Origin of the sequence: Lysinibacillus sp. NPDC097279, from assembly GCF_044761745.1 — a bacterium.
Taxonomy (GTDB): Bacteria; Bacillota; Bacilli; order Bacillales_A; family Planococcaceae; genus Lysinibacillus.
The window spans coordinates 363,933-385,824 of sequence record NZ_JBIWDA010000001.1 but is presented as its reverse complement, the minus strand read 5'-3'; the positions used below and the strand labels follow the sequence as shown (position 1 = coordinate 385,824).

The following is a 21,892-nucleotide window of genomic DNA, read 5'->3' as shown; positions in this document are numbered from 1 at the left end:
ATTTATAATAAAAAAACAGATTCTTTCAAAAAACGCAAAAAATACCTAGATTCCCAACATTTTTTGCTAGGGAATCCAGGTATTTGGTAACGCTTTTATCTTTTAAACGTTTTAATCGCTAGACTTAATTCGCTTAATTGATCTGGAGACACTTCACTTGGAGCATCTGTCAATAAGCAGCTTGCACTTGCTGTTTTCGGGAATGCAATTGTATCACGTAAATTAGTACGACCAGCAAGTAACATGACGAAACGGTCAAGACCAAAGGCAAGACCTGCGTGTGGAGGTACGCCGTATTCAAACGCTTCTAATAAGAAACCGAATTGTGCTTTTGCTTCCTCATCTGAGAAACCAAGAAGTTTAAACATCTTCTCTTGTAAATCACGCTCATAAATACGTAATGAACCACCGCCAAGCTCATAACCGTTTAATACGATATCGTAAGCTTGTGCACGAACTGCAGCAGGGTTTGTATCCATTAATTCGATATCTTCGTCAAATGGACGTGTGAAAGGATGGTGCGCTGCATAATAGCGGCCATCTTCTTCAGAGTACTCAAATAATGGCCAGTCCGTAATCCATAAGAATGCGAATTGGGATTCATCAATTAATCCTAAATCTTGACCTAATTTTGTACGAAGAGCACCTAGAGATGCTGCAACTACATCCGCTTTGTCAGCTACGAATACTAAAATATCGCCAATTTCAGCGCCCATACGCTCTATTAATGCAGCAGCTAACGCTTCATCGAAGAATTTTGCGATTGGTCCATTTAGTCCTTCTTCTGTTACTTTTAACCAAGCAAGACCTTTTGCTCCGTAGATACCAACGAATTTTGTAAGCTCATCCATATCTTTTCGAGAATATTTATCAGCCGCACCTTTAATGTTGATACTTTTCACTTGCTTGCCTTGCGCTACTGTATCAGCAAACACTTTGAAATCACAACCATCAAACACATCATTTAACGCTACTAACTCTAAGCCAAAGCGAACATCTGGTTTATCTGAGCCATAACGATCCATCGCTTCTTGGTATTTCATGCGTTGGAACGGTGCAGGAATGTCGATGCCTTTGACATCTTTCATTACAGCTTGAATTAAACGTTCGTTCATTTCTAAAATTTCTTCTTGTGTTAAGAAGCTTGTTTCGATGTCAACTTGTGTGAATTCAGGTTGACGGTCAGCACGTAAGTCTTCGTCACGGAAACAACGCGCGATTTGGAAGTACTTTTCAAACCCAGCTACCATTAATAATTGTTTAAATAGCTGAGGAGATTGTGGTAAAGCATAAAATTCGCCTTCATGTACACGAGATGGTACTAAATAGTCACGAGCACCTTCTGGCGTTGATTTTGTTAAAATAGGCGTTTCTACTTCTAGGAAGCCTTCATTTTGTAAGAAGTTACGAATTGTACGTGTTACATCTGAACGCATTTTGAATGTATCGAACATTGCAGGACGACGTAAATCTAGGTAACGATATTTTAATCGTAAATCTTCTGAAACGTCTGTACGATCTTCAATTTGGAATGGAGGTGTCTTTGCTGTATTAATAACAATTAAGCTTGTCGCTTCCACTTCAATTTTGCCGTTCGGCACATTCGGATTGATTTGATCTTCAGAACGAAGAATTACTTTTCCTTCTATTTCAATTACGTATTCGCTACGTACTTTATCAGCTAAAGCATGTGCTTCTGCTACATCTGGACTAAATACAACTTGTGTAATACCTGTGCGGTCACGTAGGTCGATAAAGATTAATCCACCTAAATCGCGACGACGTTGCACCCAACCTTTTAATACAACGTGTTCGCCTTGTAACGTTTCAGAAAGCTCGTTACTAGCATGTGTTCTTTTAGCCATTTTGCATTTCCTCCAAAATCATTTATTTAATAAGTAGTTCACTAATTCTGAGAAGGCAATTTTTTGCTGTTCCCCAGATGCCATATGTTTTACTGCTGCTGCTTGCTCTTCTATTTCGGTTTCACCTAAGACGATCGTATATTTAGCACCTAAACGGTCTGCTGATTTCATTTGTGCTTTCATTTTTCGATCTAAATAATCCATATCAGTTGAAATACCTTTAGCACGGAATGAACTTGTTAGTTCTACTGCTTTTAGCTTCGCTTCATCGCCCATAGCAATCATGTAAACATCTAATGCGGATTCTGTATCTAACTCTACCGCTTCCGCTTCAAGCGCTAATAATAAACGCTCGATACTTAACGCAAAGCCAATACCTGGTACATTTGGACCTCCGATTTCTTCTACAAGCCCATTATAACGACCACCACCACAAAGCGTTGTAATAGCGCCAAAGCAGTCCGCCGTTGACATAATTTCAAACGTTGTATGGTTGTAATAGTCAAGGCCACGTACTAAATTCGGATCTACTTCATATGAAATACCTAGCGTATCTAAATACGTTTTAACTTGCGCAAAGTATGCCGCTGAATCTTCTGTTAAAAAATCAGTTAATGCAGGAGCAGTAGCCATTAATGGATGCTCACGGTCTACCTTACAATCTAAAATACGTAATGGGTTTTTTTGCAAACGATTTTGGCAATCAGAGCAAAACTCATGAATATGTGGCTCAAAATGATTAATTAATGCTGTACGGTGTGCATCACGCGTTACTTTATCACCAAGTGAGTTGATAACTAATTTTAAATCTTTTAAACCCGTTGATTCATAAATATCCATAGCTAATGCTATCACTTCTGCATCGATTGCAGGGTCAGCTGAGCCAATAGCTTCGACACCAAATTGTACAAATTGACGGTAACGACCAGCCTGTTGACGTTCATATCGGAACATTGGTCCTAAATAAGATAGCTTCACAGGTTGATCAGGTGCACCAAACATTTTATGTTCGACATATGCACGAACAACGCCAGCCGTATTTTCAGGGCGCAATGTTAATGAACGACCACCTCGGTCTTCAAATGTATACATTTCCTTTTGTACTACATCAGTTGTTTCACCAACGCCGCGCGCAAATAAATCTGTTTGTTCAAAAATAGGTGTACGAATTTCGTTATATCGATACACACGACAAATATCACGAATAATTGCTTCGACCTTTTGCCATTTTTCTGATTGACCTGGCAATATATCTTGGGTCCCTCGTGGCACTTTAAAACTCATGTAATTACCTCCTTGTCAATTGCTTATGAGCTAGCTTTCGTATGTAAAGCGCGCACTTACCTTCATACAAGACGACTTTTATCAAAAGGAATCCCACAAAAAAAGCCCTCGCCTCCTTGCAAAATTGCAAGGGACGAGAGCTGTATATGCTTCCGCGGTTCCACCCTAGTTGACGCACAAACTACATTGCGTCCTCCTCATAATCGGGTAACGGCCGATTCCGTTTTTTCCTACTAAGAATTCCTTTTCAGAAAAAAGCCTCTCAAGTGTTATTCGCCTTATACTTTTTTGTAGGAAAGATTGCAGCCTAAGTCTTTCCCTCTCTTTTCCAATAGAGGTATATGCTACTTGCTTGGTCATAAGCGGTTAATCATTTTTTGATTACCCTTTATGTTAGTCACAACGATAGGTAATGTCAACTGTTTTCTTATTTTTCACAAAGTAGTTATTAAAATAATGATTTCCGTTACCTTTTTCCCTCGAATTTTATTATGAAAACATGGTAAAATAGCACAAGAAAAGGAGGGGTCCGATGACGACAAAACTTATACATAAAACCATTATCTTTGTCCTATTATTAGCATTTTTGATTCCCAGTATCAGCAATAAAGAACTAGTATTTGCCGATACGAGTGATTTAAAAGTTACTGGAACGATACTTCATTTACGCGAAGGACCTGGGCTCTCTTACCCGATTATTACAACATTAAAAGAAGGTGATATGTTAACATCCATCGGTCGCGAAGGTGACTGGATTCAAGTAAAAGCAGGCAATGACGAAGGATGGGTAGCATCTTGGCTAACAGCTTCTATAAATGAGCAACAAACAATTGATAAAACAGTTATTTCGCAAGTTGATCGTCTCAATATCCGTACTGAACCCGATATTGCATCACCAGTCCTTGGGCAACTGTCAACAGGCAATCAAGCAACACTCATAACAGAAAGTGGTGAATGGGCAAAAATTAATTGGAATGGACTAGTCGGCTGGGTATCTTCAGACTATGTGACAATTAATGAAACAACCGAAAAAACAACAACTGACCCAGTAGTAGAAGTATCTACAACTACCGAGCCTAAAGGTACGACCTTTACTATTTTAGTTGATACACTAAATGTTCGCAAAAAGGCAGATTTAACCTCAAAAAAAATAGGAACTGTTTCTAATGGACAATCCTTTAAAGTTCTCGCACAAGAACATAATTGGGTGCAAATTCAGTACAATAACAAAAAAACTGGTTGGGTATACAGCTTCTACGGGACATTTTCAGATTCGGTAAAAACGACGGCGAAAACTACAACGTCATCGTCATCGTCATCGTCAACATCACCATCATCTTCCTCGCTTGAATCTGTCACAATTATTTATAATGGGACAAACTTACGTACGGACGCAACGACAACGGCTGAGGTTGTTAAACGTGTAGATGCAGGTGAAACCTACCCAATTGTAGGTGCTAAAGATGATTTTTACGAAATCCAATTAGAAGATAAAACGGCATTTGTCGCTAACTGGGTAGTCTCCACTTCCCAAAACACAGTAGTTACAACTAGCAATACAAAGTCTGAACCTCGAAAAAAAGGAACTCTTAACGGACTTACAATTGTTGTGGATGCTGGACATGGTGGAAATGACCACGGTACAACGGGTCAGCGAGGAACGGACGAGAAAGATCTAACATTGAAAACTGCGTCTCTTCTCGCTTCCAAGTTAAGTGCAGCTGGAGCAAATGTTGTCATGACACGTGAATCAGATGAATACGTTGCCCTTCGTAAACGTGTATCCGTTGCACACCAACATGATGCAGATGCGTTTATAAGTATTCACTATGATGCAACTGACAATAGTTCGGTTTCGGGTTTTACATCCTACTATTTGAACAACAATCAAAAAGGGCTAGCTGAAGCTATACACAACGGGCTCGCTAGTAAAATTAACATTAAAGATCGCGGTACACAGGAAGGAAATTACTTAGTACTTCGTGAAAACAGACAAAAAGCAGTGCTTCTCGAGCTAGGTTTCTTAAGTAATTCCAATGAAGAACGGATCATTACAACGGCTAAATTCAGAGAACAGGCCACACTCGGCATTTATCAAGGTATTTTAGATTACTTTGATGCTAACGAATAAAAAAACCTTCATTTTCTATTACCTATAGAAAATGAAGGTTTTTATTTATTTGTGCTTATTTTGTCGCCATTGTAACCCATATAATTTCCTCCATACGAATAAAGAAGGGTGTATGATCAATCTCGATAACGATATGGTCAGGTAATACAGTAGTTAAAATCCCTTGCTGGATACTTTTCTCTGTTTGCACGACAATTTTTTGGCTAATCATCAGTTTAAGTGTTTCATATAAATAAGGATTCGATAGCCTTCCTGTTTGCGTCATCGACGATACACTTCCTTCCTACAAATTTGCCATTCTTCTTACTATATGTAGGAATGATAGGAAATGTACCTCTATTTTGACTCAAGTAAGATTGTGACAGGACCATCATTCGTCAATGCAACGTCCATCATAGCACCGAAAATACCAGTCTCTACTTGTAAGCCATATCCACGTAAAGCATCATTAAAAGCTTCCCACAACGGTGCAGCGATTTCTGGTCTTGCTGCACTTGTAAAGCTCGGACGATTGCCCTTTTTTGCATCTCCATACAAAGTAAATTGAGATACAGATAAGATTGCCCCACCATGCTCTAAAATGGAATGATTCATTTTTCCTTCACTATCTTCCCATAAGCGTAGATTAGCGACTTTTTTGGCAAGGTATGCAACGTCCTCTGCCGTATCCTCATGGGTAATACCTACGAGAAGCACATAGCCTTTTTCGATCGCACCTGTAACTTCTCCTTGGACCGTTACAGATGCAGCCTTACTACGCTGTAGAACTACTTTCATAATGTTTAACCCCTCAATCTATCAAAATCTGTGCCCACTGTCGTTCTAACTGCAGTGCCTTTCCAGTATGCATACTTTGTTATCTTTTGCTCTTCTAATTAATTACACGTTGCACAGAGTAAATATCGGGTGTTTGTTTAATGCGTTCAACAACCTTATGCAAATGTGAAATATTTGAAATAGAAATTGTAAGATGAATAGTCGCAATTTTATCGCGATCTGCACGGCCACTTACAGCTAAAATATTCGTTTTTGTTTCGCTAACGATTTGCATGACTTCATTTAATATTCCAGGTCTATCAAAGGCAGAAACTTCGATATCAACAGGATACTCTTTTTTCTCTGGTGTAAGGCCATGCTCCCATTCCACTTCAATTATACGCTCCTGCTCATCCTCAATTTGGATATTTGGACAATCCGCACGGTGTACTGAAACGCCCCGACCTTTTGTAATAAAGCCGACGATGTCATCACCAGGAACAGGTGTACAGCAACGTGATAGTCGAATAAGCATATTATCAATGCCTTTCACAATAACGCCTGACTCTGTACGTTTTTGTGGAATTGGATTTTTCATTTTTTGTTCGATTTTTTCAAGCGCTTCTTCTTGTTCACGCTCTTTACGGCGTTTTTCAGCTAAACGATTTACAACTTGTTGTGCCGTAATACCATTCATACCAACTGCCGCATATAAATCCTCTTCATTCGTGTAATTAAATTTATCGCAAACACGTTTTAAGTTTTCCGAGGACATCGTTTCTTTCATATCGAAATCTTGTGAACGAATTTCTTTTTCAATCATCTCTTTACCTTTGATGATATTCTCCTCACGAAGATGACGCTTGAAAAATTGCTTAATCTTATTTTTCGCTTGCGATGATTGTGCGATTTTAAGCCAATCACGACTCGGACCAAATGATTGTTTCGATGTTAAAATTTCAATGATGTCACCAGTTTTTAATGGCGTATCAAGCGGTACCATTTTACCATTGATTTTGGCTCCAATTGTACGATTGCCGACTTCTGAATGCACACGGTATGCGAAATCGATAGGTACAGAACCAGCAGGTAATTCAATAACATCCCCTTCAGGTGTAAATACGTACACCATATCAGAAAATAAATCGAATTTTAATGATTCCATGAACTCTTCTGCATTAGATGATTCATTTTGGAATTCTAATATTTCTCTAAACCACGTTAATTTTTGATCGACATTTTGTTTTTCAATATCAATTTTTTTACCTTCTTTATATGCCCAGTGTGCTGCAATCCCGTACTCCGCAATTTTGTGCATTTCTTTTGTGCGGATTTGCACTTCTAATGGGTCGCCATATGGCCCTATAACTGTCGTATGCAATGATTGATACAAGTTTTGCTTTGGCATTGCAATATAATCTTTAAAACGCCCAGGCATCGGCTTCCATAAAGTATGGACTATTCCTAACACTGCATAGCAATCTTTTATGCTATCAACAAGTACACGAATCGCTAATAAATCATAAATTTCATTAAATTGCTTTTTCTGTAGCACCATTTTACGATAAATACTATAAATATGCTTTGGTCGACCATAAACATCCGCATCAATTTCAACTTCAGAAAGTTGAGATTTCATTTCCCCCATGACATTGTCTAAATAAGCCTCACGTTCATCCCGCTTCTTCTTCATTAGACTGACAATACGGTAATATTGCTGTGGATTTAAATATCGAAGTGCAGTATCCTCCAGCTCCCATTTTACTGTCGAAATCCCTAGACGATGTGCAAGCGGTGCAAATATTTCTAGAGTTTCTTTCGAAATACGGCGTTGCTTTTCAGCAGGTAAATGCTTTAACGTGCGCATATTATGCAGACGGTCAGCAAGCTTAATCAAGATGACGCGAATATCTTGAGCCATTGCTACAAACATTTTGCGGTGATTTTCCGCCTGCTGTGCTTCCTTCGATAAATATTTTATTTTCCCAAGCTTCGTTACTCCGTCAACAAGCACTGCTACTTCCTCGCCAAATTCACGGACTAAATCATCTCGTGTAAATTCCGTATCTTCCACAACATCGTGTAAAAAGCCTGCTGCTACAGTTTCTGGATCCATTTGTAATTCAGCTAAAATACCCGCAACTTGCACTGGGTGAATAATATACGGTTCACCAGAGCTACGGAATTGCTCAATATGCGCATCTCTTGCCAATTCATATGCTTTTTTCACGAATGCGACATTTTCCTCATTCATGTAGGATTTGACTAAATCAAAAACGTCCTCAGGAGTCAAAATTTGCTCTTTCGCCATAACATGTCCACCTTGCTCGTCAAATTTTTCAGATTAGATATAAACTTAATTGTATAAAAAATAGAGGTCGATTGTAAAGGGACTGTGTCATATAGTTTAGATAATATCGTGAACACTTCGTATTAATGGGTTAAAAATACATTATTATAGATAAAAAGACCCTTCGTGAAGTCAATCATCTTCGCAAAGGGTCTTTCATTTACTAGTTAGTTTGCTTTGTTGTAAGCAACCGCAATTTTCGCACCAACTACTGCATTGTTTTTCACTAATGCAATGTTTGCATCAAGGCTCTTACCTTCTGTTAATTCTTTTACTTTGCCAAGTAAGAATGGCGTTACGTTTTTACCTTGAATTCCATTTTCTTCAGCTTCTTGTAACGCTTTTTCAATAATGCTAGTGATAAATTCGTGCTCAAGCGCTTCTGCTTCTGGAATAGGATTTGCAATCACTGCTCCACCTTGTAAACCTAAATCCCATTTAGCACGTAACATTGCTGCTACTTCTTCTGGAGTATCAAGCTTAAAGTTTACATCAAATCCACTTTGGCGTGTGTAGAATGCAGGAAGCTCTGGCGTGCCATAACCTACAACAGGTACACCTTTTGTTTCAAGATATTCAAGTGTTAAACCGATATCTAAAATAGATTTAGCGCCCGCACAAATAACAGCAACATTTGTTTGTGCTAATTCTTCTAAGTCAGCTGAAATATCCATTGTTGTTTCAGCACCGCGGTGCACACCACCGATACCACCTGTAACGAAAATTTCAATGCCAGCAAGCTCAGCACAAATCATTGTTGCAGCAACTGTTGTTGCACCTAATTTTTTCGTCGCTAATAAATAGCCTAGGTCACGGCGAGATGTTTTAGCAACACCTTGTGCATTCCCAAACATTTCAAGTTCTTCGTCAGATAAACCGATTTTAATTTTACCGTCAATTAACGCAATCGTTGCAGGCACTGCACCGTTGTCACGAATAATTTGCTCTACTTCACGTGCTGTTTGTACGTTTTGAGGATATGGCATACCATGTGAGATAATTGTTGACTCTAATGCAACAATTGGTAGTCCTTTTGCTTGTCCAGCTTTTACTTCTTCTGATAATACGATAAATTCTTTCATGTGTTATTCCTCCATTTCACTCTTTAACAATTCTTCTGATAATTCAGGTCTTACTGTGTACGGGGATGCCAGTGTATTTTTAGCATTTGTTAAGCCTGCATCAATACAAACATCAAGAGATTGTCCCCTTAACCAACTATGGATGACAGCACTTACAAAAGCATCACCAGCGCCCGTTACATCTTCAATTTTAGTTATTTCCTTAGCAGTAAAATGACTTGGTGTACTAGTTGCAGATGCAGCATAGACACCTTTGCTACCTGCCGTAATAATGACATGCTCGGCACCTAATTGAAGAATCTTTTGAATAGCTTTTTCATAGCTTGCATCGTTTTCAATTTTATGACCAACGATTGTTTCTGCTTCATCTGTGTTACAAATAAACCATGTAACCCCTTGCAATGTATCTGGTAATCGATTCATTTTTGGTGAAGATACAGGTACAATGACAAACGGAATAGCTCGCGCAATCGCTACTTGCTGGATGTAAGCGACCGTTTCTTTCGGGCAATTTAAATCCATAATAAAGCAGCCTGCATTCATCAGCATTGGCTCATATTTCTTCAATAAACTTGGCAATAACAAATCATAAACTTCCATGTTTGCAACAGCTAATGCAAGTTCACCTTGCTCGTCCATAATCGCAGTATAGGAACCAGTTGAAGCATCTGGTAACTGCTCGACATAGCGTAAATTCATAAATGATTCTGATGCTTCTTGGATTACTTGCCAATCCGCATCCTTTCCAGCTGTCGTGAGTAACGTCACCTCATGATTAAGTCGACCTAAATTTTCCGCAATATTACGACCAACCCCACCTACACTAAATGAGGAGCTAGCAGGATTAGAAGTTCCTAATTGCACGGTCCCTCTTACATGAAATTTCCGATCGAGATTAGCCCCGCCGATACAAATAATTTCATTTTCCTCAGGTAAAATATAAGCACGGCCAACAATCTTCCCTTGCTTCGTTAAGCTCGACACTAAGTTTGCAAGTACTGGACGTGACAGATTCATCTTATCTGCCATCTCTTGCTGAGACATAAACGGATTTTTACGAATTAAAGCCAGTACCGCTTGTTCTCTTTCATTCATAGCATCACCTTTTATTATATTTGTTTACATTATAAACTTTTGTTTGTATTTTGTCAAACATATCTCTTATTCACAATTACCTAACTGGTTTTACGGCAAAAAAATAGCACGCTAGAATACTTCCTAGCATACTATTTGTACTTTTTATGTCGTTTATACTATTATGTTCAATTCACTCTGTTCATTACAATCAGAGCAGTTATTTTAATGTGCTAGTTTATTCAGCGTTTGTTTTTTCACTATGATGACAAACAGGCTAGCTAAAACACAAAATACACCAGCTAAGAAAAATGCCCATGTGTACGAATTGAAAAATTTATAAATTAGACCTCCACCATACGCTGCTACTGCCGCACCTGCCTGATGGGATGCAAAAATCCAACCGTAAATAATACCGCTTTTTTGCGTGCCAAAAATTTGTCTTGATATATTAACTGTAGGCGGTACAGTAGCAATCCAATCTAATCCATAGAACGCAGTGAAAATAATAAGCAATGTGAGCGAACCTTGCATTAATGCATACGGCAATAAAACGAGAGAAGCTCCTCTTAAAAGATAATACCAAAACAGTAACCAGCGATTATCGAAGCGATCAGATAACCAGCCTGATAATGTTGTTCCAACTAAATTAAATATGCCCATAAACGATAAAAACGAAGCTGCCGTTACTAATGGAACACCGAAGCTAATACAATACGATACAAAATGCGTACCAATTAAACCACTCGTTGATAATCCACAAATAAAAAAACTACCTGCTAAAAGCCAAAATTCTTTCACTTTCACCGCAGTGAACAAACCATTAAAAGCAATAATGATTGGGTTTTTCTTTTCTACTATTACACTTTCCGATTTTTCCTCTTCAAGTCCATATGCAAGAACCCCAACATCCTTCGGTTTATTTTTCATAAACACTAAAATAATGAAAAACATAATGGCGCTTAACACCATGATTAAAACAATTGCCCATCGCCATGAGGAATTTTCGATAATCATTGCTAATATTGGCAGAAGAACTAATTGTCCTGTTGCAGTACTGGCCGTTAGTATCCCTAAAGCAAGCCCTCTTCTTTTTTCAAACCAATGATTCGCTACAAAGGGACTTAAAACGGTTAAAAAGAGACTCGCGCCTAGCCCAATAATAAAGCCCCAAATAATAATTAGTTGCCATGCTTGTTGCATTAACAATGTAAGCGATATACCTATCATTAATATTGTCATAGCAGCTAGCATCATTTTCTTTAATCCAAGAACTTCGAGTAATGCTGCCATAAATGGACCAGAAATGCCATATAAAAAAAGACTTATAGCAAAAGCCATTGCTATTACCGATCGGTCCCAGCCAAATTCATGTTCAAACGGGCCAATAAAAACACCTGATGAAGATAAAGTAATGCCTGCTACAATAATTGAAAAAAATGTTATCGATAAAATAAACCAACTGTAATGAATACGTTTCATAACGCCACCTACATTTCTTGAAAAATGTAAAACGAATGTTTTTAAATGAAAAAAGTTTAGAAAACCGTTATGCTAAAAATATATGTATATACATATATAATAATGACTTGCTAATTTAGATGTCAAGAAAATAATTCCATTTTAGTGTTACAATGTAATATAACGAAAAAAGAAAAGGAGATCTAGTTATGGAGACAAATTACACAGACATTGACTATACTCAAATTTGCGTATGTGCAAATCTTAGAAAAAAGACTAGGGCCGTAACACAGCTATATGATAAAGTACTTGAACCTACTCAATTAAAAGTTACTCAATACTCGATGCTAGCAAATATTGCCCGTCATAAAGCAGTTTCAGTAAGTCAACTAGGTGATATTCTATTACTTGATCAGACAACGATAACCCGTAATGTCAATCTATTGAAGAAAAACGGCTATGTGGATGTTATTCGTGATACACAAGATGGTCGAACAAAAATCATTTCCTTAACGGCTATTGGTATTGAAAAGCTAAAGGAAGCAACGCCTCTTTGGATGGAAATACAAGAAAAAATTATTCAAGATATTGGCCTCGACAAATATAAAGACTTTTATGAAACACTTAAAAAAATGCAAAAAGTATTGAAAACCTACGAATAACGGAATTTTTCAAATTGTTTGGGTGCCTGGCACTCAATAAATGAAAAGGCTGTCCCAATATATGGGACAGCCTTTTGCATTGATTAGTATTGAATTAACGTTTTCACGCTTAGATCGCCAAGTTTTGCACGACCGTTTAGTTCGTTTAGCTCGATTAGGAATGCGCAGCCAACAACTTCTCCACCTAATTGTTGAATTAAGCGAACAGTTGCCTCTACTGTACCACCAGTAGCTAATAAGTCGTCACAAATAAGCACTTTTTGACCTGGTTTGATGGCATCTTTATGCATTGTTAAAGTATCTTTACCGTATTCTAAACCGTAATCGGCACTAATTACTTCACGTGGCAATTTTCCTGGTTTACGAACTGGTGCAAAGCCAATTTCTAGTGCATAGGCAACTGGGCAACCAATAATGAAGCCACGAGCTTCAGGACCTACAATAATTTCTGCGCCAACTTCTTTAGCGTATTCAACGATTTGGTCTGTTGCATATTTGTAAGCTGGTCCATTATCCATAATTGTTGTAATATCTTTGAAGCTAATGCCTTCTTTTGGCCAGTTCTCAACTGTTGTCACGTATTGCTTTAAATCCATAGTTCTTGCTCCTCCTACGAAATTGTATTCGCATATAAATTTAATCGTTCATCAAACCATTGCTTTAACTCTATATATGGTGCATAGACAAGTTTTTGCTCTATTTCAATCTGTTCTGAACGTTGTTTGTAAGACGGCGCCTCCGTTAATGCCGTTTTCGGCACATTCACGTTGACAGTCGTCAGTCCACTCTCCATTCTAACAAAATTGAGCTCAAAAAACACCTGTGTCATAAATTTTAATGCTTCTAACGGCCAACCCGTATGCTTTGCTAAATCTGTTAGATGCATATCTAATGGAAATGCAGGACGTTGCTTTAAAAATTTATAGTACCAGGCAAATTGTTCACGTGTAGGCATTCCGTTGAAGTACTGGGAATCTGGCATATAAAAATGCGCATAAATACGGGAAGGTGCTGTTTTTTGTAATACATTTTCTAATAATTGAACGTTATGCGGTAAATCAAGCAACACAATGTAATTTGTTTGCTCTACATTGGACAGCTCTGCATCAACTAATTGTATTGGCACACCAAGCAATGAATGATAATAGCTAATTGTCTCAGGACGGAACGCATAAAAAACAGCTTCCTCCTTCGGCACTGTATGCAACCATCGAGATGTTTGACGAATTCCACGAATATCAAATAATTGCCACTCCGTCGTTTGCACATCTTCAATCATAAACTGTGGCTTTTTACGTCCTTGCCACTCATTTATTTGAAGGTCCCCAATAAACGAAACTTTAATGCCGTATGTCAGCTCATTGAACAAATGCCCTTTATTAAATCCTACACTATCCAATTTCTCTAAGCCGTCTGTTAATTCCATTTTAATGTGATTTTCAGCAGCGCCAATTTTACGCATTGATGCAATTTCCACATCCTCAAGCACATACACTGGCTTCGGGAAATCTGTGCCAAACGGGCCGAGCGTCGCAATTTCTTCAATCGCCTCCGCGGATATTTCATCTATTTTAAGCGGAATATCTATTGAAACAACTGGCGTTAATTGCTCTTCTGTTAAGCATTCCCTTGCCTGCGCATCCAATCGCGCTCGTAGTTCATCCACATGCTCTAATGGTAACGTCATACCTGCTGCCATCGGATGTCCACCGAAATGCGGTAAAATATCTCTATTTTTCGCCAATTCATTATATAAATGGAATCCTTCGATACTACGGGCAGATCCTTTAGCTGTCCCTTTCTCCAAGTCTAATGAAAGAACAATTGTTGGACGATAATAAAGTTCAACAAGTCTGGATGCCACAATACCTACAACACCAGCATTCCAGCCTTCACCTGCTACAACTAAAACAAGAGAGTCCCCTATTTTTTCATCTGCTTCAATGAAGGCAATCGCCTCATCTGTAATACTTTTCACAATATCTTTTCGCTCTGTATTACAGCCATTTAACTGCTTCGCTAAAGCTGTCGCCTTCGGTGCATCCTCTGCCATGAGTAATTCAACAGCTGGAGATGCTTCGCCTAGTCGTCCAACTGCATTTAGACGTGGTCCAAAATAAAAGCCAATCGTTTCTTCATTTATAGTGGCTTGCTCTGCACTTGCTACTTCACACATTGCTTGTATCCACGGGCTAAGTGAGCGTTTCATCTCTTCAATGCCACGTTTTACTAGGTAACGGTTTTCGTCAACTAAAGGTACTAAATCTGCAACGGTACCTATTGCCACAAACTCAAATAAATGGGTTGGCAGCTCCCCATAAAGGGCGTGCGCTAATTTAAATGCCACACCAACACCCGCTAGCTCACCAAACGGATAATGCCCTTCTGGTACGCGCGGGTGTAAAATGATATCCGCCTGTGGTAACTCTTCCCCAGGCTCATGGTGATCTGTCACAATGACATCCATCCCAAGTTCCTTAGCCACTCGAATCGGTTCAATACCTGAGATACCATTATCTACCGTTATAATTAATTGAATGCCCTCTTCATGAGCTTTACGAAATAATGCTTCGCTCGGACCATAGCCATGTAAGAAACGATTTGGAATTTTAAATGATACGTCCGCTCCAAGGTCTAGTAATACGTTGAGCATGACCGTCGTACTCGTCACACCATCTGCATCATAATCCCCATAAACTAAAATTTTCTCATTCTTTTCTAGCGCTTGCTGTATGCGCTCTACCGCTTCTGCCATACCATGCATTAAAAACGGATCATGTATATTTGCTTCTGTCATATTTAATAAGCTTTCTGCATCAGCTGATGTTGAACATCCTCGGGCAACCAAAATTTTCGCCGCAATTGCAGAAAGTTGTAAGTCATTTTGTAAAGTTTGTACAAGTTCGGCGTCTGGACGCTCGACCTGCCATCTTTTTTTCGATAAAATCATATTTCTCACTTCCTCACGAAGGCTATTATACCGAAAATCAAGGATGTTCGCACTATCCACTAGCTTACTAGTTTTATCCTTGCATAGATTTTCTATTATTACTAACATGGAGCCATTGAAGATCAGCATGTAAAAAAGCCTACTCTAAGAAAGAGTAGACTTCGGATTGAAATGTGCCAGGCACTCAAACAATTTCAGTTAATTAGAGCGGACGACGGCGACGAATGTACTGGAACAGACCGCCACGCAAGCGATTGTTGCGGCTTACAAGTGTGCAAGCGAAGTGCCAGGCACTCAAACAATTTCAATTCCTTTTGATGCAGCGACTAATGCTTCGACCTTCGCAACATTTCCTTTATGCAAAGCCTCCACTATCGTACTGCCTACTATGACACCATCGCCAAGGGCACCCATGCTCACTACTTGTTGTGGCGTAGAAATACCGAAGCCAGCTAACACAGGGATCGGACTCATATTGCGCAAACGTGCGAAATGGCCTTCTAAATCATCTGCAAAGCTCGCGCGTGCTCCAGTAATACCGTTTACCGTAACAGCATAAACGAAGCCTTGACTAGCTGCTGCTATACGAGCAATTCGATCTGGTGGGCTTGTTAACGATACAAGTTGCACTACATCAACACCGTGGGGATTTAAAGTTTGACGTAGTATTTCACTTTCTTCTAATGGTACATCAGGTACGATTATTCCTTTAACTCCTCCTGCCACACAAGCAATGGCAAATTGCTCTAAACTATAGGCTAAAACTGGATTAAAATATGTCATAACGACTAATGGAACGGTTATCTGTTGACGGAATGAAGCGAGCGCTTCTAGCACTTTGCGCAATGTTACACCTTCCGCTAAAGCCCGTTCTCCTGCTTGCTCTATCGTTGGTCCATCAGCAACTGGATCCGTAAAAGGAATACCAACTTCAATAGCTGTTACCCCCATGTTTTGTAAGGACAAAATCGTCGGCTTTAACGTTTCAAGCCCACCATCTCCCGCCATAATATAGGGCACAAATGCTTTATGACCAGCGTTGTTCACTTGTTCAATTGCCTGCTGTAAAGTTGTCATTTTTCATCACCTCCAAGTACTGCACGAACAGTATGTACATCCTTATCACCACGACCTGATAAACAAACAACAATAATGTCTTCAGCATTCATCTCTTTTGCAAGTTTTGCTGTATACGCTATAGCATGTGCACTTTCCAGGGCTGGTAAAATTCCCTCTGTGCGACTTAATAATTGAAGACCTTCAAGTGCCTCATCGTCTGTAATAGAATCAAACTTTGCGCGTCCGATATCATACAAATAGCAATGCTCTGGCCCCTTGCCAGGATAATCAAGACCTGCTGAAATCGAATGGGCCTCCTGTACAAAGCCATTGTCATCTTGCAGCAAATACATGTATGCTCCGTGAAGAACACCTAACTGTCCGCCTGCAATGGCAGCAGCGTGCTTTCCTGTCTCAATGCCACTTCCAGCAGCTTCTACACCGTATAACGCTACTGATGCATCATCGACAAATGGATGGAACATGCCAATTGCGTTACTACCTCCGCCGATACAAGCGACAACAGCATCTGGTAAACGCCCTTCTTTTGCAAGGACTTGTGCTCTTGTTTCCACACCAATAATCCGCTGGAAATCACGCACAATTTTTGGGAAAGGATGTGGCCCTAGTGCTGAGCCTAAAATATAATGTGTATCTTCGACATTCGTCACCCAGTAGCGAAGGGCAGCATTAACAGCATCTTTCAGCGTTTTCGAACCCGTTTCAACAGACTCTACCTTTGTGCCAAGTAGCTCCATACGAAAAACATTTAATTGTTGTCGTTTTATATCTTCTGCACCCATAAAAACAACACATTCCAGATTTAATAATGCACAGGCTGTCGCTGTCGCTACACCATGTTGTCCCGCGCCCGTTTCCGCCACTATTTTCTTTTTACCCATTCGCTTAGCAAGAAGCGCTTGCCCAATTGCATTATTAATCTTATGAGCACCTGTATGATTTAAATCCTCACGCTTTAAATAGATTTTGGCTCCCGCCAGCTCATTTGTTAAATTTTCAGCATAGTATAGTGGTGTCTCACGTCCGACGTATTCCTGTAAATAATAAGCTAGCTCATTTGTGAATGTGGGATCTGCCATTGCCTCATCAAAAGATGCTTCCAATTCTATTAATGCTGTCATTAATGTTTCAGGAACATACTGTCCGCCAAATTTCCCGTAGCGCCCTTCCTTCGTTGGTACGCTATTTGCCATTGAATTTGTCATAATGCTCTCCCCCTCTTTACTGCTTGTAAAAATGCTTCTATTTTTTTCGTATCTTTGCTACCCTCTGTCTCCACACCGCTTGAAACATCTACCATAGAAGGTGATACTAATGACAATGCCTCTTGAATATTTTCTACCTTTAAGCCGCCTGCTAGTATTAGCTTGTCACGTTGGATGCCAGCTGCCTCGAGAAATGTCCAATCAAACGTATGACCACTTCCGCCTTTATAATCCGTGCCAGGCGCATCAAATAAATAATAGTCAACATCATAGTTGGTCGCTGCCTGCACATCCTCAGCACCATGGACAGACAATGCCTTAATCGAAGGATAGCCTTGCTGAGCAATAAAATCAGGCGTTTCATCCCCATGATACTGCACATAATCCAATGGCACGCCTAAAACTGCTTTTTCTAATTCCTCAGGCGTTGGATTTACAAAAACACCTATTTTCATAACGCCTTTTGGTACATGCTTAGCCAATTGTTGCGCCTGTGCAATGGATACTTGACGTTTACTTGGAGCAAAGACAAAACCGATGGCATCTGCTCCTGCTTGCACAGCCGCTTTAACATGCTGTATTTCTTTCAATCCACAAATTTTCACCTTCGTCATACTGATGCCCCCGCTTTATTTACTTGTAAATGTCGAAGTGCACTACCTGCATCACCACTACGCATTAAGGATTCTCCTACAAGAACAGCACTTGCACCCATAGCCGCTACCTTTTTAGCATCTGCATTGCTCCAAATGCCACTTTCACTAATTAGCACTCGTTGCTCTTCAAAAGGAAAAGCTTCTGCAATTTCTTGCGTACGTGCTAAATCTACTTCAAATGTTCGCAAATCTCGATTATTGACACCAATTAACTTTGCCCCTAAAGCTAGTGCACGTTCAAGCTCTTCGACATCGTGAACTTCTACTAATACTTCTAGTCCTAAGCTTGTTGCAAAGCTAAATAAATCTTGTAACGTTGCATCATCAAGGGCAGCAACGATTAGTAAAATCACAGATGCACCAGCAGCCTTGGCAAATCGAATTTGCACACGATCAATCATAAAATCTTTACAAAGTAATGGTGTTTGCACAGCCTTCGCAACCGCCGCCAAATCTTCAAATGAACCTTGAAAAAATGCTTTGTCCGTTAAGACAGAAATCGCCGCTGCCCCTGCTGTTGCATAAATTTTTGCCTGTTTAACAGGATCAGCACCTTGTGCAATAAGCCCCTTTGACGGAGATGCTCGTTTCATTTCTGCAATGACTTGCAAAGTATCAGCAGAACTTAACGTTGCAAAAAGTGAGTTGCGCTTTATGTCAGTAAAATTGGCTAGTGGATCTGGCTGTGTAAGTAAGTTGGCTACTTCTATTTTTTTCTGTTCTATAATTTTAGTTAATATATTCATTGCCCTATCTCCACCTCTTTAATTTTCTCACTATAAGCGACAACAGCTTCTAATTTTTGTAATGCGCATCCAGTGAAGATACTATCTTTAGCGATTTCTACACCTTCTTTAACGGTTTGCGCTATCCCATGACCAAATAAACCAATTCCCACATTTAACAATACCGTATCAAAATAAGCACTTTGTTCTCCTGCTAGCAATTTGCGCATTATAGCTGCATTGTCGTTAGCATTGCCTCCACGTATCGCTTCTAAAGGAGCATAGTGTAGTCCTACATCTTCTGCTGTTAAAGTAAACGGGATTAAATCTCCCTTATCGACTAAAACAAATGTATTTTGACCAGCAAGTGAAGCTTCATCTAAACCCATTGGACCAGAAACAACTATCGCTCGCTCTCGTCCAAGCATTTGTAAAACAGAGGCATATTCCATTACAAAGTTTGGTCGATTAATACCAGTAAATTGTGTAGATAATGGGACTGGATTTGTCAGTGGACCGACAAGATTAAAAATAGTTGGCTTTCCTAAGGCACGACGTACCTCTCCGATACGCTTCAATTTTGGATGTACATTGGGAGCATATAAAAAGGCTATCCCCTCTTTTTCTAATAGCTCTACCGTTTGCGCAATAGAAATATTTGTATGAATACCTAGCGCTTCTAACACATCAGCACTACCCGATGAAGATGAAACTTTGCGATTACCGTGCTTCGCCATTTTGACACCTGCTCCTGCCAATACAAAGGCTGAAGCCGTACTAATATTGAATGTATTTAAACCATCTCCACCTGTACCACAGTTATCCATATAGACACCTGCTTTAGCTGGTACTTCAAGTGCAAATGAACGCATTACCATGGCCAATGCCGCCACTTCATGTGCGGTTTCGCCCTTTGCGGATAAGCTTACTAAAAAGTCAGCTATTTCTTCTTTCGGCGTATCTTGTTGAAACATCCATTTTGCAGCTTCTATCATTTCTTCATACATTAAATGCTGTCGCTGCTGAACCTTTCTTGTTATCATTTCGATCATTTTATCTCACCTCCATTTTCCAAATGTTGTAAAAACAACTGTTCTTCTGCTGTTACTTGTTTCAGTACATTTTTCACATTTGAATATTTTGTTACCGTTACAGTAGATTGCATATGCATTGTTTCTTTTTCAACAACAATGGACTTCCCAGTTAATGCAAAATCTAAATGCCCATTAAAACCGATAAATCCAATAGCCCCACCAAAAACACCTGTTGAAGAAGTAACGGTAAATGGCGGTATTGTCGCAGCTAGGACATCTATTGCATGGAGCATCGGTAATAGTTGCCCTTCTACATAGGAGGTCATATGTAGCGCCTGCTTCGACCGCTCAATTCTCATCGCATCAATCACTCGTATAGAATCTCGGAAACATACTGTTGCCAACTCTTGTTGCATCGCCGTAACAAGAACGGCATGTGATTTCCTCACTTCAGCATTTTCGTACAGCTTGCGTTCATTTTCTAAATCTTCTAGGTTGGTTGTACCTCGCGCATAAGTGCCTTCTGTCGGTGTTGTAATAACACGTTCACCTTTTACTCGAACTAAACTTTCAGGCGATGTTCCCATCACAATATGATCCTCAAATGTTACAAAATACATATAAGGTGCAGGGTTTTTCTTTCGTAATTGACGATATAATGCAAAGGCATCTCCCTGTATAGTTGCTAAAAAGTGTTTAGATAGCATAACACGTGTATGCTCCTCGCTTAACGACTCCGTTAACTTGCTAACAAATGTATGAAATTGTGTATCCGATAACGTCTTTAGTGCTTGATAGCTCCATGTAGTATCTTCAGCTTCTTTACCAGTTAATAACTGCTGAGCCAATTCCTCTAAATTCGGCTCTTTATTTTCTGCATCGATGTTTGTATGGATCAATGTAACCTCATCCGTTAGGTGGTCAAAAACAACGATTGTTTCATAAACATGAAAATGTATATCTGGCCCCTCTAAAATTTCTTGATTTCTTGCTACGTTGTTTGTAGCACCACTGCCAATATAACCTATTGCACCACCTGAAAATGGAAATTCAGTCGTATTCGAAATACGAGGCATCAAGCGTTTCAACAATACGAAAATGTCGCCTTTATGTGTATACGTTTTGCCCGTTTTATAGGAGTATTCCGTAATCTCATCGCCTATACCTTTATATGTTTTTCGAGGATTGGCACCTATGAATGAATAGCGTCCTGCCCCTTCATGCTGAGCGGAACTTTCTAGCAAAAATTTATGTGTACCTTGCAAGCGTCTAAAAATTAATATTGGTGTTAACGAATCCCCATTTATTTTCTTTACCTTCGTTCTTGAACTGGTTGTTTGCATATCGACTAAACTCCTTTTAAACATTAATTTAACGTTTCTCGATTTAGCAAAAGCATAAAACAAAACAAAAAAAGCCCTCTGCAAAAAGGAATTTTCCTAATTACAGAGGACGATCATGACCGCGTTGCCACCTCATATTAGAGCTAGATAGCTCTCACTTATGTGCCTTATCATTTTTACGTATAGCAAATAAAATCTATCGCACTGTTTTTGTACGAAAGAATTATTAGGCAT

At 39.4% G+C, this 21,892-nt stretch carries 18 protein-coding genes and 2 other annotated features (1 of these 20 running past the window's edge); of the genes, 2 read left to right on the top strand and 16 right to left on the bottom strand.

What is annotated here, in order from left to right; translation table 11 throughout:
* Positions 1-95: 95 nt before the first annotated feature.
* Together aspS and hisS are read right to left on the bottom strand one after the other, a co-directional pair.
* Positions 96-1,865, bottom strand: a complete 1,770-nt coding sequence (gene aspS / locus ACIQ1H_RS01780; RefSeq protein WP_337980721.1) for an aspartate--tRNA ligase — start codon at positions 1,863-1,865, stop codon at positions 96-98.
* 18 nt (positions 1,866-1,883) lie between these two features.
* Positions 1,884-3,149, bottom strand: a complete 1,266-nt coding sequence (gene hisS, locus ACIQ1H_RS01775; protein WP_402886082.1) for a histidine--tRNA ligase — start codon at positions 3,147-3,149, stop codon at positions 1,884-1,886.
* Between the two features lie 126 nt (positions 3,150-3,275).
* Positions 3,276-3,518: a binding site (T-box leader), on the bottom strand.
* A 163-nt stretch (positions 3,519-3,681) separates the two neighbouring features.
* Between hisS and ACIQ1H_RS01770 the strand changes: the two genes are divergently transcribed.
* The gene (locus tag ACIQ1H_RS01770; RefSeq protein WP_402886080.1) at positions 3,682-5,280 is read left to right on the top strand and encodes an N-acetylmuramoyl-L-alanine amidase family protein; all 1,599 of its coding nucleotides are present in this window, start codon (positions 3,682-3,684) and stop codon (positions 5,278-5,280) included.
* Positions 5,281-5,335: 55 nt separating this feature from the next.
* On the opposite strand, the gene ACIQ1H_RS01765 is transcribed toward ACIQ1H_RS01770, so the two are convergent.
* The 6 genes from ACIQ1H_RS01765 to ACIQ1H_RS01740 form a co-directional block, all read right to left on the bottom strand.
* Positions 5,336-5,545: a DUF2642 domain-containing protein gene (locus tag ACIQ1H_RS01765; protein WP_172772177.1), complete on the bottom strand. Its 210-nt coding sequence runs from the start codon at positions 5,543-5,545 to the stop codon at positions 5,336-5,338.
* Positions 5,546-5,616: 71 nt separating this feature from the next.
* Positions 5,617-6,057, bottom strand: a complete 441-nt coding sequence (dtd, locus tag ACIQ1H_RS01760) for a D-aminoacyl-tRNA deacylase (protein WP_402886078.1) — start codon at positions 6,055-6,057, stop codon at positions 5,617-5,619.
* 94 nt (positions 6,058-6,151) lie between these two features.
* Positions 6,152-8,347: a RelA/SpoT family protein gene (locus tag ACIQ1H_RS01755; RefSeq protein ID WP_337980717.1), complete on the bottom strand. Its 2,196-nt coding sequence runs from the start codon at positions 8,345-8,347 to the stop codon at positions 6,152-6,154.
* 206 nt (positions 8,348-8,553) lie between these two features.
* Positions 8,554-9,468: a pseudouridine-5'-phosphate glycosidase gene (locus ACIQ1H_RS01750; protein ID WP_172772180.1), complete on the bottom strand. Its 915-nt coding sequence runs from the start codon at positions 9,466-9,468 to the stop codon at positions 8,554-8,556.
* Between the two features lie 3 nt (positions 9,469-9,471).
* On the bottom strand, positions 9,472-10,563 hold the full coding sequence (locus ACIQ1H_RS01745; RefSeq protein ID WP_402886075.1) for a carbohydrate kinase: 1,092 nt from the start codon (positions 10,561-10,563) through the stop codon (positions 9,472-9,474).
* Positions 10,564-10,767: 204 nt separating this feature from the next.
* Entirely contained in the window at positions 10,768-12,024 is a 1,257-nt protein-coding gene (locus tag ACIQ1H_RS01740; protein WP_402886073.1) for an MFS transporter, read from the bottom strand.
* 188 nt (positions 12,025-12,212) lie between these two features.
* Here ACIQ1H_RS01740 and ACIQ1H_RS01735 point away from each other — a divergent pair, with 188 nt between their 5' ends.
* Positions 12,213-12,665: a MarR family winged helix-turn-helix transcriptional regulator gene (locus tag ACIQ1H_RS01735; protein ID WP_402886071.1), complete on the top strand. Its 453-nt coding sequence runs from the start codon at positions 12,213-12,215 to the stop codon at positions 12,663-12,665.
* Between the two features lie 83 nt (positions 12,666-12,748).
* Here the strand turns inward: ACIQ1H_RS01735 and ACIQ1H_RS01730 are convergent, their stop codons facing one another.
* The 8 genes from ACIQ1H_RS01730 to ACIQ1H_RS01695 form a co-directional block, all read right to left on the bottom strand.
* A complete protein-coding gene (locus tag ACIQ1H_RS01730; protein ID WP_172772184.1) occupies positions 12,749-13,261 on the bottom strand; it encodes an adenine phosphoribosyltransferase in 513 nt (170 codons plus the stop codon).
* Between the two features lie 14 nt (positions 13,262-13,275).
* Complete coding sequence (recJ, locus tag ACIQ1H_RS01725) at positions 13,276-15,615, bottom strand: single-stranded-DNA-specific exonuclease RecJ (protein WP_402886069.1); 2,340 nt, start codon at positions 15,613-15,615, stop codon at positions 13,276-13,278.
* A 294-nt stretch (positions 15,616-15,909) separates the two neighbouring features.
* Positions 15,910-16,692: a tryptophan synthase subunit alpha gene (gene trpA / locus ACIQ1H_RS01720; protein WP_402886067.1), complete on the bottom strand. Its 783-nt coding sequence runs from the start codon at positions 16,690-16,692 to the stop codon at positions 15,910-15,912.
* Positions 16,689-17,900 (bottom strand): tryptophan synthase subunit beta, encoded by a 1,212-nt coding sequence (gene trpB / locus ACIQ1H_RS01715; RefSeq protein ID WP_402886065.1) that lies wholly within the window; start codon positions 17,898-17,900, stop codon positions 16,689-16,691. The genes trpA and trpB overlap by 4 nt, the downstream gene beginning before the upstream one ends.
* The gene (locus ACIQ1H_RS01710) at positions 17,897-18,514 is read right to left on the bottom strand and encodes a phosphoribosylanthranilate isomerase (protein ID WP_402886063.1); all 618 of its coding nucleotides are present in this window, start codon (positions 18,512-18,514) and stop codon (positions 17,897-17,899) included. Before ACIQ1H_RS01710 ends, trpB begins: the two co-directional genes overlap by 4 nt.
* Positions 18,511-19,302 (bottom strand): indole-3-glycerol phosphate synthase TrpC, encoded by a 792-nt coding sequence (trpC, locus tag ACIQ1H_RS01705; RefSeq protein ID WP_402886061.1) that lies wholly within the window; start codon positions 19,300-19,302, stop codon positions 18,511-18,513. The genes ACIQ1H_RS01710 and trpC overlap by 4 nt, the downstream gene beginning before the upstream one ends.
* On the bottom strand, positions 19,299-20,330 hold the full coding sequence (trpD, locus tag ACIQ1H_RS01700; protein ID WP_402888523.1) for an anthranilate phosphoribosyltransferase: 1,032 nt from the start codon (positions 20,328-20,330) through the stop codon (positions 19,299-19,301). The genes trpC and trpD overlap by 4 nt, the downstream gene beginning before the upstream one ends.
* Positions 20,330-21,658, bottom strand: coding sequence for a chorismate-binding protein (locus tag ACIQ1H_RS01695; RefSeq protein WP_402886059.1), 1,329 nt, complete (start codon positions 21,656-21,658; stop codon positions 20,330-20,332). Before ACIQ1H_RS01695 ends, trpD begins: the two co-directional genes overlap by 1 nt.
* A 102-nt stretch (positions 21,659-21,760) precedes the next feature.
* Positions 21,761-21,892: a binding site (T-box leader), on the bottom strand; it runs 159 nt beyond the window's last position.

Bases quoted from the DNA above. Each gene is read 5' to 3' on its own strand.
- aspS (WP_337980721.1), bottom strand. From the start codon at position 1,865: ATGGCTAAAAGAACACATGCTAGTAACGAGCTTTCTGAAACGTTACAA.
- hisS (WP_402886082.1), bottom strand. From the start codon at position 3,149: ATGAGTTTTAAAGTGCCACGAGGGACCCAAGATATATTGCCAGGTCAA.
- ACIQ1H_RS01770 (WP_402886080.1), top strand. From the start codon at position 3,682: ATGACGACAAAACTTATACATAAAACCATTATCTTTGTCCTATTATTA.
- ACIQ1H_RS01765 (WP_172772177.1), bottom strand. From the start codon at position 5,545: ATGACGCAAACAGGAAGGCTATCGAATCCTTATTTATATGAAACACTT.
- dtd (WP_402886078.1), bottom strand. From the start codon at position 6,057: ATGAAAGTAGTTCTACAGCGTAGTAAGGCTGCATCTGTAACGGTCCAA.
- ACIQ1H_RS01755 (WP_337980717.1), bottom strand. From the start codon at position 8,347: ATGGCGAAAGAGCAAATTTTGACTCCTGAGGACGTTTTTGATTTAGTC.
- ACIQ1H_RS01750 (WP_172772180.1), bottom strand. From the start codon at position 9,468: ATGAAAGAATTTATCGTATTATCAGAAGAAGTAAAAGCTGGACAAGCA.
- ACIQ1H_RS01745 (WP_402886075.1), bottom strand. From the start codon at position 10,563: ATGAATGAAAGAGAACAAGCGGTACTGGCTTTAATTCGTAAAAATCCG.
- ACIQ1H_RS01740 (WP_402886073.1), bottom strand. From the start codon at position 12,024: ATGAAACGTATTCATTACAGTTGGTTTATTTTATCGATAACATTTTTT.
- ACIQ1H_RS01735 (WP_402886071.1), top strand. From the start codon at position 12,213: ATGGAGACAAATTACACAGACATTGACTATACTCAAATTTGCGTATGT.
- ACIQ1H_RS01730 (WP_172772184.1), bottom strand. From the start codon at position 13,261: ATGGATTTAAAGCAATACGTGACAACAGTTGAGAACTGGCCAAAAGAA.
- recJ (WP_402886069.1), bottom strand. From the start codon at position 15,615: ATGATTTTATCGAAAAAAAGATGGCAGGTCGAGCGTCCAGACGCCGAA.
- trpA (WP_402886067.1), bottom strand. From the start codon at position 16,692: ATGACAACTTTACAGCAGGCAATTGAACAAGTGAACAACGCTGGTCAT.
- trpB (WP_402886065.1), bottom strand. From the start codon at position 17,900: ATGACAAATTCAATGGCAAATAGCGTACCAACGAAGGAAGGGCGCTAC.
- ACIQ1H_RS01710 (WP_402886063.1), bottom strand. From the start codon at position 18,514: ATGACGAAGGTGAAAATTTGTGGATTGAAAGAAATACAGCATGTTAAA.
- trpC (WP_402886061.1), bottom strand. From the start codon at position 19,302: ATGAATATATTAACTAAAATTATAGAACAGAAAAAAATAGAAGTAGCC.
- ACIQ1H_RS01695 (WP_402886059.1), bottom strand. From the start codon at position 21,658: ATGCAAACAACCAGTTCAAGAACGAAGGTAAAGAAAATAAATGGGGAT.